General features: G+C 61.7%; 18 protein-coding genes. 15 read left to right on the forward strand and 3 right to left on the reverse strand.

What is annotated here, in order from left to right; translation table 11 throughout:
- Window positions 1-35 precede the first annotated feature (35 nt).
- From BM416_RS09170 to BM416_RS09240, 15 genes are all read left to right on the forward strand, one after another.
- The gene (locus tag BM416_RS09170) at window positions 36-1,658 is read left to right on the forward strand and encodes a methyl-accepting chemotaxis protein (protein ID WP_092487541.1); all 1,623 of its coding nucleotides are present in this window, start codon (window positions 36-38) and stop codon (window positions 1,656-1,658) included.
- Window positions 1,658-2,170, forward strand: coding sequence for a chemotaxis protein CheW (locus tag BM416_RS09175; protein WP_092487544.1), 513 nt, complete (start codon window positions 1,658-1,660; stop codon window positions 2,168-2,170). Before BM416_RS09170 ends, BM416_RS09175 begins: the two co-directional genes overlap by 1 nt.
- Window positions 2,167-3,420, forward strand: coding sequence for a CheR family methyltransferase (locus tag BM416_RS09180; RefSeq protein ID WP_092487547.1), 1,254 nt, complete (start codon window positions 2,167-2,169; stop codon window positions 3,418-3,420). The genes BM416_RS09175 and BM416_RS09180 overlap by 4 nt, the downstream gene beginning before the upstream one ends.
- Window positions 3,417-4,118, forward strand: coding sequence for a chemotaxis protein CheW (locus BM416_RS09185; RefSeq protein ID WP_092487550.1), 702 nt, complete (start codon window positions 3,417-3,419; stop codon window positions 4,116-4,118). The genes BM416_RS09180 and BM416_RS09185 overlap by 4 nt, the downstream gene beginning before the upstream one ends.
- Entirely contained in the window at window positions 4,115-6,397 is a 2,283-nt protein-coding gene (locus BM416_RS09190) for a hybrid sensor histidine kinase/response regulator (RefSeq protein ID WP_092487553.1), read from the forward strand. The genes BM416_RS09185 and BM416_RS09190 overlap by 4 nt, the downstream gene beginning before the upstream one ends.
- The gene (locus tag BM416_RS09195) at window positions 6,394-7,404 is read left to right on the forward strand and encodes a chemotaxis response regulator protein-glutamate methylesterase (protein WP_092487556.1); all 1,011 of its coding nucleotides are present in this window, start codon (window positions 6,394-6,396) and stop codon (window positions 7,402-7,404) included. Before BM416_RS09190 ends, BM416_RS09195 begins: the two co-directional genes overlap by 4 nt.
- 51 nt (window positions 7,405-7,455) lie before the next feature.
- A complete protein-coding gene (locus BM416_RS09200) occupies window positions 7,456-8,457 on the forward strand; it encodes a response regulator (protein WP_065926488.1) in 1,002 nt (333 codons plus the stop codon).
- Between the two features lie 156 nt (window positions 8,458-8,613).
- A protein-coding gene (gene prfB / locus BM416_RS09205) for a peptide chain release factor 2 (protein ID WP_098465888.1) occupies window positions 8,614-9,709 on the forward strand; the annotation gives its coding sequence in 2 pieces (ribosomal slippage) (window positions 8,614-8,685 and window positions 8,687-9,709; 1,095 coding nt in all).
- A gap of 91 nt (window positions 9,710-9,800) precedes the next feature.
- Complete coding sequence (lysS, locus tag BM416_RS09210; protein WP_027604516.1) at window positions 9,801-11,303, forward strand: lysine--tRNA ligase; 1,503 nt, start codon at window positions 9,801-9,803, stop codon at window positions 11,301-11,303.
- A gap of 106 nt (window positions 11,304-11,409) precedes the next feature.
- Window positions 11,410-12,126, forward strand: a complete 717-nt coding sequence (locus tag BM416_RS09215) for a TetR/AcrR family transcriptional regulator (protein WP_027604515.1) — start codon at window positions 11,410-11,412, stop codon at window positions 12,124-12,126.
- A 15-nt stretch (window positions 12,127-12,141) separates the two neighbouring features.
- Entirely contained in the window at window positions 12,142-12,690 is a 549-nt protein-coding gene (locus tag BM416_RS09220) for a hypothetical protein (protein WP_092487559.1), read from the forward strand.
- A gap of 21 nt (window positions 12,691-12,711) precedes the next feature.
- Window positions 12,712-13,989, forward strand: coding sequence for a flavohemoglobin expression-modulating QEGLA motif protein (locus tag BM416_RS09225; protein ID WP_092487562.1), 1,278 nt, complete (start codon window positions 12,712-12,714; stop codon window positions 13,987-13,989).
- Between the two features lie 27 nt (window positions 13,990-14,016).
- Window positions 14,017-14,922 carry an alpha/beta hydrolase gene (locus BM416_RS09230; RefSeq protein WP_027604512.1) on the forward strand — a complete coding sequence of 302 codons (906 nt, stop codon included), beginning with the start codon at window positions 14,017-14,019 and terminating at the stop codon, window positions 14,920-14,922.
- A complete protein-coding gene (locus BM416_RS09235) occupies window positions 14,919-15,245 on the forward strand; it encodes a PA3694 family proteiin (RefSeq protein WP_003172217.1) in 327 nt (108 codons plus the stop codon). Before BM416_RS09230 ends, BM416_RS09235 begins: the two co-directional genes overlap by 4 nt.
- 167 nt (window positions 15,246-15,412) lie before the next feature.
- A complete protein-coding gene (locus BM416_RS09240) occupies window positions 15,413-15,736 on the forward strand; it encodes a hypothetical protein (protein WP_092488051.1) in 324 nt (107 codons plus the stop codon).
- 437 nt (window positions 15,737-16,173) lie between these two features.
- Here the strand turns inward: BM416_RS09240 and BM416_RS09245 are convergent, their stop codons facing one another.
- The 3 genes from BM416_RS09245 to BM416_RS09255 form a co-directional block, all read right to left on the reverse strand.
- On the reverse strand, window positions 16,174-16,959 hold the full coding sequence (locus BM416_RS09245) for a lipotoxin F family OmpA-related lipoprotein LptF (protein ID WP_027604511.1): 786 nt from the start codon (window positions 16,957-16,959) through the stop codon (window positions 16,174-16,176).
- A gap of 55 nt (window positions 16,960-17,014) precedes the next feature.
- On the reverse strand, window positions 17,015-17,425 hold the full coding sequence (locus tag BM416_RS09250) for a DUF4398 domain-containing protein (protein WP_169899499.1): 411 nt from the start codon (window positions 17,423-17,425) through the stop codon (window positions 17,015-17,017).
- Window positions 17,426-17,722: 297 nt separating this feature from the next.
- Window positions 17,723-18,067: a hypothetical protein gene (locus BM416_RS09255; protein ID WP_027604509.1), complete on the reverse strand. Its 345-nt coding sequence runs from the start codon at window positions 18,065-18,067 to the stop codon at window positions 17,723-17,725.
- Window positions 18,068-18,193: the final 126 nt, after the last annotated feature.

Below are 18,193 nucleotides of genomic sequence, written 5' to 3' on the forward strand. Positions count from 1 at the left end.
TCCCCTCCATTTGAATGGCCCTTCGAGGAAACACTGTGAAGAATTGGACCTTGCGCCAGCGGATTTTGGCGAGCTTTGCGGTCATTATCGCGATCATGCTGCTGATGGTTGTGGTCTCCTACTCACGGTTGCTGAAGATCGAAGCCAGCCAGGAATCGGTACGTGACGACGCCGTGCCGGGGGTTTACCTCAGTTCGATGATCCGCAGCGCATGGGTCGACAGTTATTTGCAGACCATCGATATCATTGGCCTGCGTGAGGATAAAACCTTCACCAATAGCGATAAATCGGACTACAAGGCCTTCGAGGCGCGTATCGAACAGCAGATGGCCAATTACGAAAAAACCGTCAATAGCCAGGCCGATCGCATGGAGTTCGATAACTTCAAGGCCGCCCACATCAACTACAACAAGGTCCTGGCCCAGGTACTCGATCGGGTCGAAGCCAATGACCTGCCGGCCGCGCGTGAACTGCTGGAAGAGCAATTGACGCCGATCTGGACCGAAGGGCGCATGAAGCTCAATGACATCATCACGGAAAACAAGGCCGTGTCCGACAACGCGACGGCCGCCATTGACGACGCCGTTGCCTCGGCCAAGGTCAGCATGTTCCTGTCGCTGGCCGTGGCGATCCTCGCCGCCGGCCTGTGTGGCCTGCTGCTGATGCGCGCGATCATGGCGCCGATGCAGCGCATCGTCGAGATCCTCCAGACCATGCGCACCGGTGACCTGAGCAAACGCTTGAACCTGGAGCGCAAGGACGAGTTCGGCGCGGTGGAAACCGGCTTCAACGACATGATGACGGAGCTCACGGCCCTGGTGTCCCAGGCCCAGCGCTCTTCGGTGCAGGTCACCACCTCGGTCACCGAGATTGCGGCCACCTCCAAGCAGCAACAGGCCACTGCCACTGAAACCGCGGCCACTACTACTGAGATCGGTGCCACTTCGCGGGAGATCGCTGCCACTTCCAAGGATCTGGTTCGCACCATGACCGAAGTGTCTACCGCCGCCGACCAGGCCTCGGTGGCCGCCGGTTCCGGCCAGCAAGGACTGGCGCGCATGGAAGAAACCATGCACTCGGTGATGGGCGCCGCCGACCTGGTGAACGCCAAGCTGGCGATCCTCAATGAGAAGGCCGGCAATATCAACCAGGTGGTGGTGACCATCGTCAAGGTCGCCGACCAGACCAACCTGCTGTCCCTGAATGCCGCCATCGAGGCCGAAAAGGCCGGTGAATACGGGCGCGGTTTTGCCGTGGTGGCCACCGAAGTGCGGCGCCTGGCCGACCAGACCGCCGTGGCCACCTATGACATCGAGCAGATGGTGCGTGAAATCCAGTCAGCGGTTTCGGCGGGCGTGATGGGCATGGATAAGTTCTCCGAAGAAGTCCGTCGAGGCATGTTCGAAGTGCAGCAAGTGGGCGAGCAGCTGTCGCAGATCATCCATCAGGTACAGGCCCTGGCGCCGCGGGTGTTGATGGTCAACGAAGGCATGCAGGCCCAGGCCACCGGCGCCGAGCAAATCAACCATGCCCTGGTGCAACTGGGCGATGCCAGCAGCCAGACGGTGGAGTCCCTGCGCCAGGCCAGCTTTGCCATCGATGAACTGAGCCAGGTTGCGGTGGGTCTGCGCAGCGGCGTGTCGCGTTTCAAAGTCTGATGAGCGACCTCGCGGCTAAACGCGGCGCCATTCCGGCAGCGAAAAAAGCCTTGTTCCTGGTGTTTCGCATCGGCAGCGAACGCTTTGCGCTCAAGGCCACGGAGGTGGCCGAGGTGTTGCCACGCCTGCCGCTCAAGCCCATCGCCCATGCGCCACTGTGGGTGGCGGGCATCTTTGCCCATCGCGGCGCATTGGTGCCGGTCATCGACCTGAGCGCGCTGACCTTCGGCACAGCGGCCCAGGCGCGTACGAGTACGCGCCTGGTGCTGGTCAATTACCAGCCGCACACTTGGGTCGAATCGCGCTGGCTCGGGCTGATCCTCGAACAGGCCACGGACACCCTGCGGTGCGACCCGGCCGAATTCCAGCCTTACGGCCTGGATAACCGCCAGGCGCGGTACCTGGGGCCGGTGCGGGAGGATGCCCTGGGCCTGATGCAGTGGATTGGCGTGAATGACGTGCTCACCGATGATGTGCGCGCCCTGTTGTTTTCTGCCGAGCTGAGCCTATGAGCAACGACCCGCGTTTCTTTGCCTTCTTGAAAGAACGTATCGGCCTGGACGTCGCGTCGGTCGGCGAGGCCATCATCGAGCGCGCCGTGCGTCAGCGCAGCCAGGCCGTGCAGGCGCAAACGCCAGGGCAGTACTGGCAGCACCTGCAAAGCTCCGAGGACGAGCAACACGCGCTGATCGAAGCCGTGATCGTCCCCGAGACCTGGTTTTTCCGTTACCCCGAATCCTTTGCGACCCTGGCCCGACTGGCGCTTGCACGCCTGGCCGAGATCAAGCAGATGCGCGCCCTGCGCATCCTCAGCCTGCCGTGTTCCACCGGCGAAGAACCCTATTCCATTGCTATGGCCTTGCTGGATGCCGGGTTGGCGCCGCACCAGTTCAAGGTCTTGGGCCTGGATGTCAGCCCGCTGTCGGTGGAGCGCGCCCGGCGCGGGGTGTACGGCAAGAACTCGTTTCGCGGCGGCGATATTGCCTTTCGCGACCGCCACTTCACTGAATACGGCGACGGGTTCCATATCGCCGACCGCGTGCGCGAACAGGTGCGCCTGCAAGTCGGCAACCTGCTCGACCCGGCGCTGCTGGCGAACGAGGCGAGCTACGATTTCGTGTTTTGCCGCAACCTGCTGATCTACTTTGACCAGCCGACCCAGAAGCAAGTCTTCGACGTACTCAAGGGCCTGACCCATGTGGACGGCGTGCTGTTTATCGGTCCCGCGGAGGGCAGTTTGCTGGGGCGCCACGGCATGCGCTCGATTGGGGTGCCGCAGTCATTTGCCTTCAGCCGGCATGCCGAACCGGTGCAGCCTGAGCCGGTATTCGTGCCCATGCCGACGCCACCGCGCAGCGCCGCGCCGGTCCCGGTCAAGCCGCGACCGTTCAGCACGGCCAGCACCCAGGCGGGGCCGATCAAGGCGCCGCCCTCCGATGCGGGCGCCTTGCTCAGCCGCATCGCCAGCCTGGCCAACGAAGGTAAAAGTGCCGAGGCCCGCGCCGCCTGTGAGCAGTATCTGAACAGTCACCCGCCGGCCGCCCAGGTGTTCTACTGGCTGGGGTTGCTCAGCGACGTGGCCGGCAGCGCCCTGGAAGCCCAGGGGTTTTATCGAAAAGCCTTGTACCTGGAACCCCAGCATCCGCAGGCCTTGATGCACCTGGCCGCCTTGCTCGAGTCCCAGGGCGACAGTGCGGGGGCGCGCCGTTTACAGGCGCGGGCCGCCCGCAGCGAGCGAGCAGACAGTGAGTCCAAACGATGAGTAGCACCGAGGCGCTCAACACCGCAGGCCTGGACTTGACCCTGGCCGACACCCAAGCCATCGACGACTGCTGGAACCGTATCGGTATCCATGGCGACAAGTCGTGCCCGCTGCTGGTGGAGCATATCCACTGTCGCAACTGTTCGGTGTACTCGGCTGCCGCCACGCGCTTGCTGGACCGCTATGCCTTGCAGCAGGACGACCGTCGTCCGGTGGCGGCTGCCGAGGTTGACGAAAAGATCGTCACCCGCTCGCTGTTGGTGTTCCGCCTCGGCGAGGAATGGCTGGGCATCGCCACCCGCTGCCTGGTGGAGGTGGCCCCGTTGCAACCGATTCATTCGCTGCCGCACCAGCGCTCCCGTGCCTTGCTCGGTGTGGCCAATGTGCGTGGCGCGCTGGTGGCGTGCCTGTCGCTGGTGGAGTTGCTTGGCCTGGAAACAACCCAACAGGGCGCCAGCGGTGGGCGGATCATGCCGCGCATGCTGATCATCGCCGCGCAGGACGGCCCGGTGGTGGTGCCGGTGGACGAAGTGGATGGCATCCATGCCATCGATGAGCGCACCCTGAAGGCGGCGTCGGCCTCGGGTACCCAGGCCAGCGCGCGCTACACCCAGGGTGTGTTGCAGTGGAAAGGCCGTAGCCTGCGGTGGCTGGACGAGGCGCAATTGTTGTCCGCCGTGACCCGGAGCCTCACATGACCCCCGACCAGATGCGCGACGCGTCGCTGCTGGAGCTGTTCAGCCTGGAAGCCGATGCCCAGACCCAGGTGCTGAGCGCGGGCCTGCTGGCCCTGGAGCGCAACCCTACCCAGGCCGACCAGCTTGAAGCCTGCATGCGTGCCGCGCATTCGCTCAAGGGCGCGGCGCGCATCGTCGGAGTGGACGCCGGGGTCAGCGTGGCCCATGTCATGGAGGACTGCCTGGTCAGCGCCCAGGAGAGTCGGCTGTACCTGCAACCCGAGCATATCGACGCCTTGCTGCAAGGCACCGACCTGCTGATGCGTATCGCCACCCCTGGCAACGATGTCGGCACGGCGGACATCGACGCCTATGTGGCGTTGATGGAGCGCCTGCTGGATCCATCCCAGCCCAGTGCCTACGTCGCGCCGCTGCCCGCTGCGCCTGAGCCCGCCCCGGCGCCGCTCATCGAAGAGCTGCCGCCGGAGCCTGAGCCCGCACCGCCCGTCGCCAGCGATCCGCCGCGTCAGGGCCGGCGCATGACTGAAGGTGGCGAACGTGTATTACGCGTGACCGCCGAACGCTTGAACAGCCTGTTGGACCTCTCGAGCAAGTCCCTGGTGGAAACCCAGCGGCTCAAGCCCTACCTGGCCAGCATGCAACGTCTCAAACGGATTCAAAGCCAGAGCGTACGCGCCCTGGATACCCTGGATGGCCAGCTCAAGACCCTGGGCTTGAGCCTCGAAGCCGAGGAAGCCCTGGCCGATACCCGTCGCCTGTTGAGTGAAGCCCAGGCGCTGCTGGCGGAAAAGACCGCCGAGCTGGATGAGTTTGGCTGGCAGGCCGGCCAGCGTGCCCAGGTGCTCTACGACACTGCGCTGGCCTGTCGCATGCGCCCGTTTGCCGATGTGCTGGCCGGGCAGGTGCGCATGGTGCGCGACCTCGGCCGCAGCCTGGGCAAGCAAGTGCGCCTGGAGATCGAGGGTGAAAAGACCCAGGTCGATCGCGACGTGCTGGAAAAGCTCGAAGCGCCACTTACCCATCTATTGCGCAATGCCGTCGACCACGGCATTGAAATGCCCGAGCAACGCCTGCTGGCAGGCAAACCCGCCGAAGGCCTGATCCGCCTGCGCGCGTCCCATCAGGCCGGCCTGCTGGTGCTGGAGCTGAGTGACGACGGCAATGGCGTCGACCTGGAGCGCCTGCGCGGCACCATCGTCGATCGGCATCTTTCAACCTGGGAAACGGCCCTGAACCTGAGTGAAGAGGAACTGCTGACGTTCCTGTTCCTGCCGGGGTTCAGCCTGCGCGACAAGGTCACCGAAGTGTCCGGGCGCGGTGTCGGACTGGATGCGGTGCAGCATATGGTCCGCCAACTGCGCGGCGCGGTGGTGCTGGAGCAGGCGGCGGGGCAGGGCAGTCGCTTCCACCTGGAGGTGCCGCTGACCCTGTCGGTGGTGCGCAGCCTGGTGGTGGAAGTCGGCGAGGAAGCCTATGCGTTCCCGCTGGCGCATATCGAGCGCATGTGCGACCTGGCCCCCGACGACATTGTGCAGTTGGAAGGCCGCCAGCATTTCTGGCACGAAGGTCGGCATGTGGGCCTGGTCGCCGCCAGCCAGTTGTTGCAGCGCCCATTGGGGCAGAGCAATGACGAAACCTTGAAGGTGGTGGTGATCCGCGAGCGCGATGCGGTTTACGGGATTGCCGTGGAACGCTTTATCGGCGAGCGCACCCTGGTGGTGCTGCCGCTGGATGATCGCCTGGGCAAGGTCCAGGATATTTCCGCCGGTGCCTTGCTGGACGACGGCTCGGTGGTATTGATCGTCGATGTGGAAGATATGCTGCGCTCGGTGGACAAGCTGCTCAACACCGGGCGCCTGGAACGCATCGCCCGGCGCAGCCAGCAGGCCACCGAGGCACCGCGCAAGCGGGTACTGGTGGTGGACGACTCGCTCACTGTGCGGGAGTTGCAACGCAAGTTACTGCTCAATCGCGGGTACGAAGTGGCCGTTGCGGTCGACGGCATGGATGGCTGGAACGCCTTGCGCTCCGAAGACTTCGACCTGCTTATCACTGATATCGATATGCCTCGTATGGACGGTATTGAATTGGTCACACTCCTGCGCCGTGACAGTCGCCTGCAATCGTTGCCGGTGATGGTGGTGTCGTACAAAGACCGTGAAGAAGACCGCCGTCGCGGGCTGGACGCTGGGGCCGATTATTATCTGGCCAAGGCCAGCTTCCACGATGACGCGCTGCTGGATGCCGTGGTGGAGCTGATCGGAGGCGCGCGCTCATGAGGATTGCGATCGTCAATGACATGCCCCTGGCCGTGGAGGCCCTGCGCCGTGCCTTGAGCTTCGAGCCCATGCACCAGGTGGTGTGGGTGGCCAGCAATGGCCTTGAGGCGGTGCAGCGCTGCGCCGAATTGACCCCGGACCTGATCCTGATGGACTTGATCATGCCGGTGATGGACGGCGTGGAGGCCACGCGGCAGATCATGGCCGAGACCCCGTGCGCGATCCTGCTGGTGACCGTCGACCGCCAGGCCAATATGAGCCGGGTGTTCGAGGCCATGGGCCACGGCGCCCTGGATGTGGTGGACACGCCGGCGCTCGGCGTGGGCAACCCCAAGGATGCGGCGGCGCCGTTGCTGCGCAAGATCCTCAACATCGGCTGGCTGATCGGCCAGCGTGGCAGCCGTGTGCGCGCCGAAACCACCCCGGAGCGCAGCACCGGCAAACGCCAGAGCCTGGTGGCGATCGGTTCTTCGGCGGGTGGCCCGGCTGCCCTGGAAACCCTGCTCAAGGGATTGCCCCGGGACTTTGCCGCCGCCATTGTGCTGGTGCAGCATGTGGACCAGGTCTTCGCCGCCGGCATGGCCGAGTGGCTGAGCAGCGCCTCCGGCCTGCCGGTACGCCTGGCCCGCGAAGGCGAACCGCCGCAAAGCGGGGTGGTGCTGCTGGCCGGCACCAATCACCACATTCGTTTATTGAAGAATGGCACGCTAGCCTATACCGCAGAGCCGGTGAACGAGATTTACCGGCCTTCGATCGACGTGTTTTTCGAAAGCGTGGCCAGCCACTGGAATGGCGATGCCGTCGGCGTACTGCTGACCGGTATGGGTCGTGACGGGGCCCAGGGGCTCAAGTTAATGCGTGAACAAGGTTATTTGACCATCGCCCAGGATCAGCAAAGCTCGGCGGTGTATGGCATGCCCAAAGCGGCGGCGGCGATTGATGCTGCTGTCGAAATTCGCCCACTGGATAGAATTGCGCCCCGATTGCTGGAGGTCTTTGCAAAATGATCATGACCTTCCGCGGTGTTGGCTTGCAGGCAGTAATTCAGGTGACTGCACATGAATGATTTACAGATCGACGACATCAAGACCGACGAAAACGCCGCCATGGTGTTGCTGGTCGACGACCAGGCCATGATCGGCGAAGCCGTCCGGCGTGGCCTGGCCCACGAAGAAAACATCGACTTCCACTTCTGTGCCGACCCGCACCAGGCGATTGCCCAGGCCATCCGCATCAAACCCACGGTGATCCTGCAGGACCTGGTGATGCCCGGCCTCGACGGCCTGACCCTGGTGCGCGAATACCGCAATCACCCGGCCACGCAGAACATCCCGATCATCGTGCTTTCCACCAAGGAAGACCCGCTGATCAAGAGCGCGGCGTTCTCGGCGGGGGCCAACGACTACCTGGTCAAGTTGCCGGACAATATCGAACTGGTGGCGCGTATCCGCTATCACTCGCGCTCCTACATGACCCTGTTGCAGCGCGATGCCGCCTACCGTGCGCTGCGGGTCAGCCAGCAACAGCTGTTGGACACCAACCTGGTGCTGCAACGGCTGATGAACTCCGATGGCCTGACCGGGCTGTCCAACCGCCGCCACTTCGACGAATACCTGGAGCTGGAATGGCGCCGCGCCATGCGTGACCAGACCCAGCTGTCATTGCTGATGATCGACGTGGATTTCTTCAAGACCTACAACGACAGCTTTGGCCACGTCGAGGGTGATGAAGCCTTGCGCAAGGTCGCCAACACCATCCGCGAAGCCAGCAGCCGCCCCTCGGACCTGCCGGCGCGCTACGGTGGCGAAGAGTTTGCCCTGGTATTGCCGAACACCTCGCCGGGAGGGGCACGCCTGGTGGCGGAAAAGCTGCGCATGGCCGTCGCCGCGCTGAAAATCCCGCATATCGCCCCGGCGGAAGGCTCGAGCCTGACCATCAGCATCGGGCTATCGACCATGACGCCGGTGCAGGGTACGGATTGCCGCCAGTTGATCATGGCGGCGGACAAGGGCTTGTATACGGCCAAGCACAACGGGCGAAACCTGGTCGGCATCGAGTGACTCGAGGCCGCAACAGATCAAAATGTGGGAGGGGGCCTGCCCCCTCCCACATTTAACCCTGCGTAGTCTGCCTTTTCGCCAGGCGGGCTGCCGCTCCCCCCCGTTTGCCGTTATACTCGCCGGCTTTCAAAAGTTCGCCAACGAGTGCTGCCCGCCATGGAAATCAACCCGATCCTTAACACCATCAAGGACCTGTCCGAGCGCTCCGAAACTATTCGGGGGTATCTTTGACTACGATCAAAAGCATGAGCGTCTGACCGAAGTCAATCGCGAGCTTGAAGATCCGAGTGTCTGGAACAAACCTGAATACGCCCAGGAACTGGGGCGCGAGCGCGCTGCGCTGGCGCAGATCGTCGACACCCTCGACGAACTGAACACCGGCCTGGCCGATTGCCGCGACCTGCTGGACATGGCCGTCGAAGAAAACGACGAAGGCGCAGTGGGCGATGTCGTCGCCGAGCTGGCCCGTCTCGAGGAAAACCTCGCCAAGCTTGAATTTCGTCGCATGTTCAGCCACGAAATGGACCCGAACAACGCCTACCTGGACATCCAGGCCGGTTCCGGCGGCACCGAAGCCCAGGACTGGGCCAACATCCTGCTGCGCATGTACCTGCGCTGGGCCGACAAGCGCGGTTTCGACGCCACCATCATGGAACTGTCGGCCGGTGAAGTCGCCGGCATCAAGGGCGCGACCGTACACATCAAGGGCGAATACGCCTTTGGCTGGCTGCGTACCGAGATCGGCGTGCACCGCCTGGTGCGCAAGAGCCCGTTCGACTCCGGCAACCGTCGCCACACCTCGTTCTCTGCGGTGTTCGTCTCGCCCGAGATCGATGACAAGGTGGAAATCGAGATCAACCCGGCTGACCTGCGTATCGACACCTACCGCTCCTCCGGTGCCGGTGGCCAGCACGTAAACACCACCGACTCGGCCGTACGTATTACCCACGTACCGACCAATACCGTGGTGAGCTGCCAGAACGAACGTTCCCAGCACGCGAACAAGGACACCGCCATGAAAATGCTGCGGGCCAAGTTGTACGAGCAGGAAATGCAGAAGCGCAACGCCGCTTCCCAGGCCCTGGAAGACACCAAGTCGGATATCGGCTGGGGTCACCAGATCCGCTCTTATGTGCTCGATGCGTCGCGGATCAAGGATCTGCGCACTAACATCGAACGCAGCGACTGCGACAAGGTACTCGACGGTGACATCGACGAATACCTGGAAGCCAGCCTGAAATCTGGCCTGTAACCCCTTGTAGGAACCGGGGGGACGCCTAGTCCCTGCCGGCGATCCCCGGCCGCAGGCCGGGGACCACGAACCTGATGGAAAATTTAAAGACATGAGCGACCAACAACTCGACCCGCAAGCCCTGCAACAGGAAGAAAACTCCCTGATCGCCCTGCGCAAGGAAAAGCTGGCTGCCGAGCGCGCCAAGGGCAATGCCTTCCCCAACGACTTCCGTCGCGACAACTACTGCGATGCCTTGCAGAAGCAGTACGCGGACAAGACCAAGGAAGAGCTGGCAGAAGCGGCGATCCCGGTCAAGGTGGCAGGTCGCATCATGCTCAACCGTGGCTCGTTCATGGTGATCCAGGACATGACCGGGCGTATCCAGGTCTACGTCAACCGCAAGACCCTGTCTGAAGAAACCCTGGCCTCGGTGAAAACCTGGGATATGGGCGACATCATCGCCGCCGAAGGCACCCTGGCCCGTTCCGGCAAGGGCGACCTGTACGTGGAAATGACCAGCGTGCGCCTGCTGACCAAGTCCCTGCGCCCGCTGCCGGACAAGCACCACGGCCTGACCGACACCGAACAGCGCTACCGTCAGCGCTACGTTGACCTGATCGTCAACGAAGACGTGCGCCAGACCTTCCGCGTGCGTTCGCAGGTCATCGCCCACATCCGCAGCTTCCTGATGCAGCGTGACTTCCTGGAAGTGGAAACCCCGATGCTGCAGACCATCCCGGGTGGTGCCGCAGCCAAGCCGTTCGAAACCCACCACAACGCACTGGACCTGGAAATGTTCCTGCGTATCGCGCCTGAGTTGTACCTCAAGCGTCTTGTGGTCGGCGGCTTCGAGAAGGTGTTCGAGATCAACCGCAATTTCCGTAACGAAGGCGTCTCGACCCGGCACAACCCGGAATTCACCATGTTGGAGTTCTACCAGGCCTACGCCGACTACGAAGACAACATGGACCTCACCGAAGAACTGTTCCGCGAGCTGGCGCAACTGGTCCTGGGCAGCACCGACGTGCCGTACGGCGACAAGGTGTTCCACTTCGGCGAGCCGTTCGTGCGTCTCTCGGTATTCGACTCGATCCTCAAGTACAACCCTGAGCTGACCGCCGACGACCTCAACGACATCGACAAGGCCCGCGCCATCGCCAAGAAAGCCGGTGCCAAGGTGCTCGGTTTCGAAGGCCTGGGCAAACTGCAGGTGATGATTTTCGAAGAGCTGGTGGAGCACAAGCTGGAACAGCCGCACTTCATTACCCAGTACCCGTTCGAAGTGTCGCCGCTGGCCCGTCGCAACGACGACAACCCGAACGTCACCGACCGTTTCGAGCTGTTCATCGGCGGCCGCGAAATCGCCAACGCCTACTCCGAGCTTAACGACGCGGAAGACCAGGCCGAGCGCTTCATGGCCCAGGTGGCCGACAAGGACGCTGGCGACGACGAAGCCATGCACTACGACGCCGACTTCGTACGTGCCCTGGAATACGGCATGCCGCCAACGGCCGGTGAAGGTATCGGCATCGACCGCCTGGTGATGTTGTTGACCAACTCGCCGTCGATCCGCGATGTGATCTTGTTCCCGCACATGCGGCCACAAGCGTAAACGTAGCGAAATCCGAAGCCGCCTTTTATAAGGCGGCTTTTTTATGTGGCGTTTTTAAGCGTCAAGCAAACAGCGCCAGGTTTTGATCTATTCAAGGATGTGTGTCGTGAACCGCGTAACCGCTCAAGAAGGTGCCGCCGGCATTGCCGCTGCCGTGGCTGAAAGCGTCCAGTACCAGGGCCGTAAGGCCAGCCGTCGGGGCAGCGAGCAACGCAGGCAAGACATTCTCGATGCAGCCATGCGCATCGTGGTGCGCGATGGCGTGCGGGCCGTGCGTCATCGGGCCGTGGCGGCCGAGGCCGGTGTGCCGTTGTCAGCCACTACCTATTACTTCAAGGACATCGATGACCTGCTCACCGATACCTTCGCCCAGTATGTTGAACGCAGCGCCGCCTTCATGGGCAAGCTATGGGTGCGTAACGAAGGCCTGCTGCGTGAGATGGTTGCCTATGGCGATGGCAGCCCGGAATCGCGCTCGCAACTGGCCGATGACATTGCGCGGCTGACCGCCGACTATGTGCTGCGCCAACTGACCAACCGCCGCGAACATTTGATGGCCGAACAGGCCTTTCGCCAGGAAGCCTTGCTCAACCCGCGCCTGGCCGAGCTGGTGCGGTCCCACCAGCAGATCCTGTTGCAGGGCACAGGACAGTTTTTCCAGGTCTTGGGCTCCCGCGAGCCGCAACAGGACGCCAAGGTGTTGACGGCGATTATCAGTCGGATGGAATATCAGGGCCTGCTGGGCGGCGCAGAGCCTCTGACCGGTGAAGAGATGCTTGAGATCCTCAAGCGTTACATGCATTTGGTGTTGGCCTCGGTCTGACACCGGGGGAGTCCAATGAAAACCTGGCGTGTGGCGGTAATCGCCTTGTCGTTCCTGCTGCTCAGCGGTTGCCTGGTCACGTTCAAGGACCCGTTGCCCGCCCATGAGGCGGCGCCGGATGAGTTGCTGGGCCATTGGACCAGCAGGAATGCCTGGGGCGAACCGCTCAATCTGCGTATCAGCCGTGCCGGTGAGCACCGCTACAAGGCAGTGAGCTACCCTAAAGCCACGCCGGCCCAGCGTGATGAGTACCTGTTTACCGTTTCGCGTCATGGCAACCGCTGGTACCTGTCGGCACCGTTGCCGGCCCGGTTCGGAGGGCATTACTTCCTGGCGGGGTTCGAGTTCGACGATAAGCACGAATTGGTGGTCTATAACCTCGACCTCGAACAGATTCACCAGGCCATCGAGCAACAGGTGCTGCAGGGCGGCAGCGTGGAGACCGTCGAAGGCGCCGGCGTACGGGTCGACAGTTCCATGAGCCAGGTGTTTGCCTACCTGGATGACCCGGCCAATGCCGATGTGTTCGTTGAAGCCGTGCGCTACCAGCGTGCGGGCAAATAACGTTTAAAGAGGAAGCACCGGGTGGACGATTACCAGCAGACGATACGCAGCTTGTCCGATCGCATTGTGCTGGCGCAAACACCGATTCGCGTCCTCGACGCCGTGAAGTGGGACGACCACATTCGCCAGGGATTTCTCAAGGCCAAGGGCAAGGCCATGCCCGCCGTGGATCGCGACTACTACCTGAACCGACCGCTGTCGTTCGACTCCAGTGCGGTAAAGCTGGAATTCCAGAACATCGAACGCGACATCACTCGCCGCCTCGGCCAGTTCAGCCCGGTGGGGCAGATCATGCGCCGCATGTGCCGCGAATACCGCATGGTGGTGCGCATGCTCGAAGCCCGCGGCACCGAGGACTTCGGCCTGATTTCCCAGGAGCTGTACGGCGCCGCTTCCGACGCCTTCCACGCCGGCGACCCGACCCTGGCTGACCTGGGCCTCATGCTCTCCGACTACCTGAACAATATCGACGGCCGTGGCGACCTCAAGGACGAAGCCAAGACCCTGACCGCCAAGGACGCCGTGGCCCTGCTGCAAACCCGCCTGAACAAGGTATTTGGCGAAGCCGAAGAGACCATCCGGGTGTTTGAGTCCGACGGTATCGTCGCCGATGCCGCCGCAGGCGCCGACTACATCAAGATCCGCGCCGACGCGATGTTCAACGACCGCGACGTGCGTGCGCTGGAAGTCCACGAAGGCCTGGTGCATGTCGGTACCACGCTCAACGGCCAGAACCAGCCGATCTGCACCTTCCTGTCCAAGGGCCCGCCGTCGTCCACCGTGACCCAGGAAGGCCTGGCGATCCTCATGGAGATCATTACGTTCGCCTCCTACCCGAGCCGCTTGCGCAAGCTGACCAACCGCACCCGTGCGATCCACATGGTGGAAGAGGGTGCCGACTTCCTGCAGGTGTTCGAGTTCTTCCGCGAGCAAGGCTTTGAAATGGCCGAAAGCTATGGCAACGCCAGCCGGGTATTCCGTGGCTCGGTGCCGAACGGCCTGCCGTTTACCAAGGATCTGTCCTACCTCAAGGGCTTTATCATGGTCTACAACTACATCCAGCTGGCTGTGCGCAAAGGCAAGCTGGAGCAAGTGCCGCTGCTGTTCTGCGGCAAGACCACCCTGGAAGACATGCGCACCTTGCGTCAACTGGTGGACGAAGGCCTGGTGGTGCCGCCCAAGTACCTGCCTGAACAGTTCCGCGACATGAATGCACTGGCGGCGTGGATGTGTTTCTCCAACTTCCTCAACCACTTGAGCCTGGACCGGATCGAGGCGGATTACTCCAATATCCTTTAAACGTTGTTATTCACGAGGCTTCAACGGATGAGAATCCTCGGCATTCTGTGCCTGCTACTCACATTGAACGGTTGCAGCTCGCTGCTGTTCTACCCTGAACCCGGCCTGCCGTTCACGCCCGAAAAAGCGCACTTGCAATACCGCGATGTCACCCTCACCACCGCCGACGGCGTAAAGCTGCACGCGTGGTGGCTGCCGGCCAAGGCCGGAGTACCCGTCAAAGGTACGGTGCTGCACCTGCACGGCAACGGCGGTAACCTGGCCTGGCACCTGGGTGGCAGCTGGTGGTTGCCGGAGCAGGGCTACCAGGTACTGCTGCTGGACTATCGCGGTTACGGGCTGTCGGCAGGCAAGCCCTCGCTGCCGGCGATCTATCAGGACGTGGACGCGGCGTTCAACTGGCTCGACCAGGCGCCCGAAACCCAGGGCCAGCCGTTGATCGTCCTCGGTCAAAGCCTGGGCGGTGCGCTGGCGGTGCATTACCTGGCGGAACACCCGCAGCGTCAAGTACAACTCAAGGCCCTGGTACTGGACGGCGTGCCGGCCAGTTATCGTGACGTAGGACAATTCGCCCTGAGCACCTCCTGGTTAACATGGCCCTTCCAGGTGCCCTTGTCTTGGCTGGTGCCCGACGCCGACAGCGCGATCAACGCCATGCCGCAACTGACCGGCGTGCCGAAATTGCTGTTCCACAGCCTGGATGACCCGATCGTGCCCGTGGCCAACGGTATCCGCCTGTATCAGGCCGCGCCGCCGCCACGGGTATTGCAGTTGACCCGCGGCGGCCATGTGCAGACCTTTGCCGACAAGACTTGGCAAACCGTGATGCTGCGCTATCTGGACGACCCGCAGCACTTCAACGGCCTGCGCCGCCTGGGCGAGATTCCGAATTACCCCATTCCTAAAGTTGATCCATCAGAGAGCCCGCAATGAGCGAAGAACGCAACATGATCCCGCTGATCCTCACCGGTATCGGCACCATCATCGGCACCGTCGGCTGCCTGTGGTACTACGGCTATTTGCACTTCGCCAAGCCTGAGGATGCGTTGCTGCTCAGCGACTTCACCATGCTCAAGACCGTGCCGGGCGAGGACTACAAGATCTCCCTGACCCCGGCCGCTCAAGTGGCACAGTGCGTCGATGGCGTGCTGGTCATGTTCGATACTGAGCAGAAAGGCTTGAGTGGTGTGTTGGTCAATAATAAGAAGCAGGCGGTGCGTTGCATGGGCCAGGAAACCCCGCAACTGCAGCAGTAAGCCAGCGTCGAGTCCGTGGGAAAACGCCACTCAGCCTGGCGAATCGTCCCTTGGTGCAGGTCCGAGTCTTCCCAGGCCGGAACCATCTCTATTTGCCCGCCACAGACTATGGACTGATCGGTGTGATTGATCGGTTCTTTTCGTTAGTTATTGTGGAGTCGACATTTATGACAAGCATCAACGGAACACAGTCTCCAGTGAATACGGGCAGCTATGGCGCCGGCGGGAGCCCCCAGGCAGACCTCAACCAACAGATTGATGACGTAAAAAACAAAATTAACCAAATGGAGTCACAAGGCTCCCAGGGTGGGCAGGGAAGCGGTGGGGCCGGCGGCGGAGAGAGTCTCGAGGACCTGAAGGAGCTACTGAAGAAGCTGCTTGCACAACTGCAGCAACAAGGTGCACAGGGCGGCCAAGGCGGCGAAGGTGGCCAGGGCAATGGCCAGATTCCGCAACCCGACTATCAGGGGGGAGGCTCGATCAACACCTGATTGCCCACCCGTGGAAAAACCCGCCTGCCATAGGCGGGTTTTTGTGTATCCGGGGTCAGGTTAGCCACGGCCCGCTCAATGTGCACAAGGGGGCGGGATTTATTTGGAACCATATCGCGCAAGACGCCACAGAAAGCGGTGTAACTTACACAGTTCAGGGCCGAGAAAGTGGCGATATCTATTTTTTCAACTCCTGCGAATCCTGCAGCTCCTGAAAGTCCTGCATTACGTAACATGCGGGATATGGTCAGGTGCCATGAGGATCTGGAACGGCAGCAAGCTCGGGAGCAGAAAAAGCAACTGATGGAGCATTTGCCGAAACATGCCCATGCCCCGAAGATTGAGCTGCCAGCGGAGGACACAAACCGTCCTGTCCAATTCGGCGAGCCCAAAAAAAACCCACCATAAGGTGGGTTTTCTTATCCAGCATCAATCAATCAGTTGGCGACGGACGAGCGTGGCTTGACCGGCTGGTTGTCGTTGGAGATGGTCACTTCAACGCGGCGGTTCATGGCACGGCCCGAGACGCTGCCGTTGTCGGCAACCGGGTATTCCTTGCCATAGCCGGTGGTCACGATGCGGCGTGGGTCAACGCCCATCTTGATCAGCGCAACCTGCACCGAAGCGGCACGTCGCTCCGACAGGCTCTGGTTGTAGGCATCGCTGCCTGTGCTGTCCGTGTAACCTTCAACGATCACCTGGCGATCCGGGTTTTCCTGAAGGAACTGCGCCAGCTTATTGATGTTGACCAGGCCGCTGGACTTCAGGTCGGCCTTGTTGGTGGCAAACAGCACGTCGCCAAAGGTCACCAGGGTACCGCGCTCGGTTTGCTTGGCGTTCAAGCTGTCCTGCAGCTGCTTGATCTGCGCATCACGGGCCTCGAGCAGTGCACGGGCACGTTCGTCGCCGGCGTTTTTCAGCTTGGCTTCGGATTCGCGCAGCACGATGGTGTCTTTGGCCACTTCAACGCGCTGGTTGGTCAGGTAGGCCAGTTGATCGACCTTCTTCTGGTCTTCCTTGTCGCGGTAGGCCTTGTCAGCCTTGTCCAGCCAATCGCTGGCGTCCTTGGTTTCCAGCGCGGCAAGCTTGGTGGCTTGCGGGTTGGTTTGCAGGGACGAGAAGTTGGTCCGTGCGTTTTCCAGGTTCGCGTTGGGCGGGGTAGAGCAGGCCGCCAGGGCAACGCTCATCGCCAGCAGGGCAGGGATCATCAATTGTTTACGCATAGTCGTGTCGTCCTTTCAATTCGATATCGGGTGCAGTGCAATCAGGCGCGGCGCTTTATTTCTGCTGGATAGCAGCCGGGCGCATACCTTCCTGACGCAGCTCCTGAACAGCTTTCTGGGAATCCTTCACAGCCTGTTCGGCCTTGGCCGCCTGGGACTTGCGCTCTGCAACGCGAGCATCCCATTCAGCCTGTTCGGCCAGGCGGCGCGCCTCGTCATAATTCTTGTCGTGCATGGCGATTTCGGCTTGCTTGAGCTTGTCCTGGGCCGATTTCATTTCAACTGCTGCGTACTCGGTACCGCCGGCGCTCACTGCGCTGTTGACCGCGGACTGAGTCACCGCGTATTGCTCGGTTGGCGGGTTGCCGGCGCAGCCAGCCAAAACGAAGCTGGTGCCGATTGCCAGCGCGGCCAATTTAAGCCCGCGCAGGTGGTTAAACGTGGATTTGGCAGTGCTGGTCTTCATCGTCTTCAACTCCATTGGATAGCTCCTAAAAACATCAAAATCCATCGCAGTCGGTGAACGGCTTGGGGCGCGGCGGTAAAGCGCGACAGGCCCTTTCAAACGGCCGTTCCAAGTGATGGCTTACTGGCTGTGACCGGAGGCTTTTTTCAAAAGTTCAGAAGAGATGGCGATTTGCCTAAAAAAATATCTGACTGATTGGTCAGGGTAAAAAATTGGAACTTTTGCCACGTGCAGGGGTACTCCGGGCCTCGGCAGAGGCCCGGAATACGGGGTTCAGATGGGTGTCAATCGAGTCCGTCAGTGCTTTTGGTCGTCGGCACTGGCAGACAAATCATGCAGATAGCGACGGGACAAGGTCAGGAACCGCGGCGTAGGCCCGACGTCCTCATAGAGCGGGTCGCCCTCTTCATCGGTGGCGATGACCTGTTGCCCCTTGATGTAGGGAAAGCTGGCTTCCAGCTCCTCAAGGGCGGCGCCGATCAGCTCGCCGAGCAATTCTTCGGTGTGGCGCTTGGGGTACATCTCGGCGATGGCTGCCAGCCGTGCAGCCGCCTCCACATCCAGATGGATGGCGTACTCGGTCTTGGTCAGGCGACCCTTGGCGTTCTCTTCCCAATGTTGGGCCAGTTCTCGAATTTTCATGGCAACCTCAATAAAGCCTGCGGTGGCGGGCGGTGATGAGTGACCAGCCGTGCGCGTGGATAAACGCGGCGGCTCACACTTGAGACTAGCTGCAAGTCACAAGGTTTAAAGTCTTGTCATAAAACG

Origin of the sequence: Pseudomonas sp. NFACC42-2 (assembly GCF_900116055.1) — a bacterium.
In the GTDB taxonomy this organism is placed as follows: Bacteria; Pseudomonadota; Gammaproteobacteria; order Pseudomonadales; family Pseudomonadaceae; genus Aquipseudomonas; species Aquipseudomonas marginalis.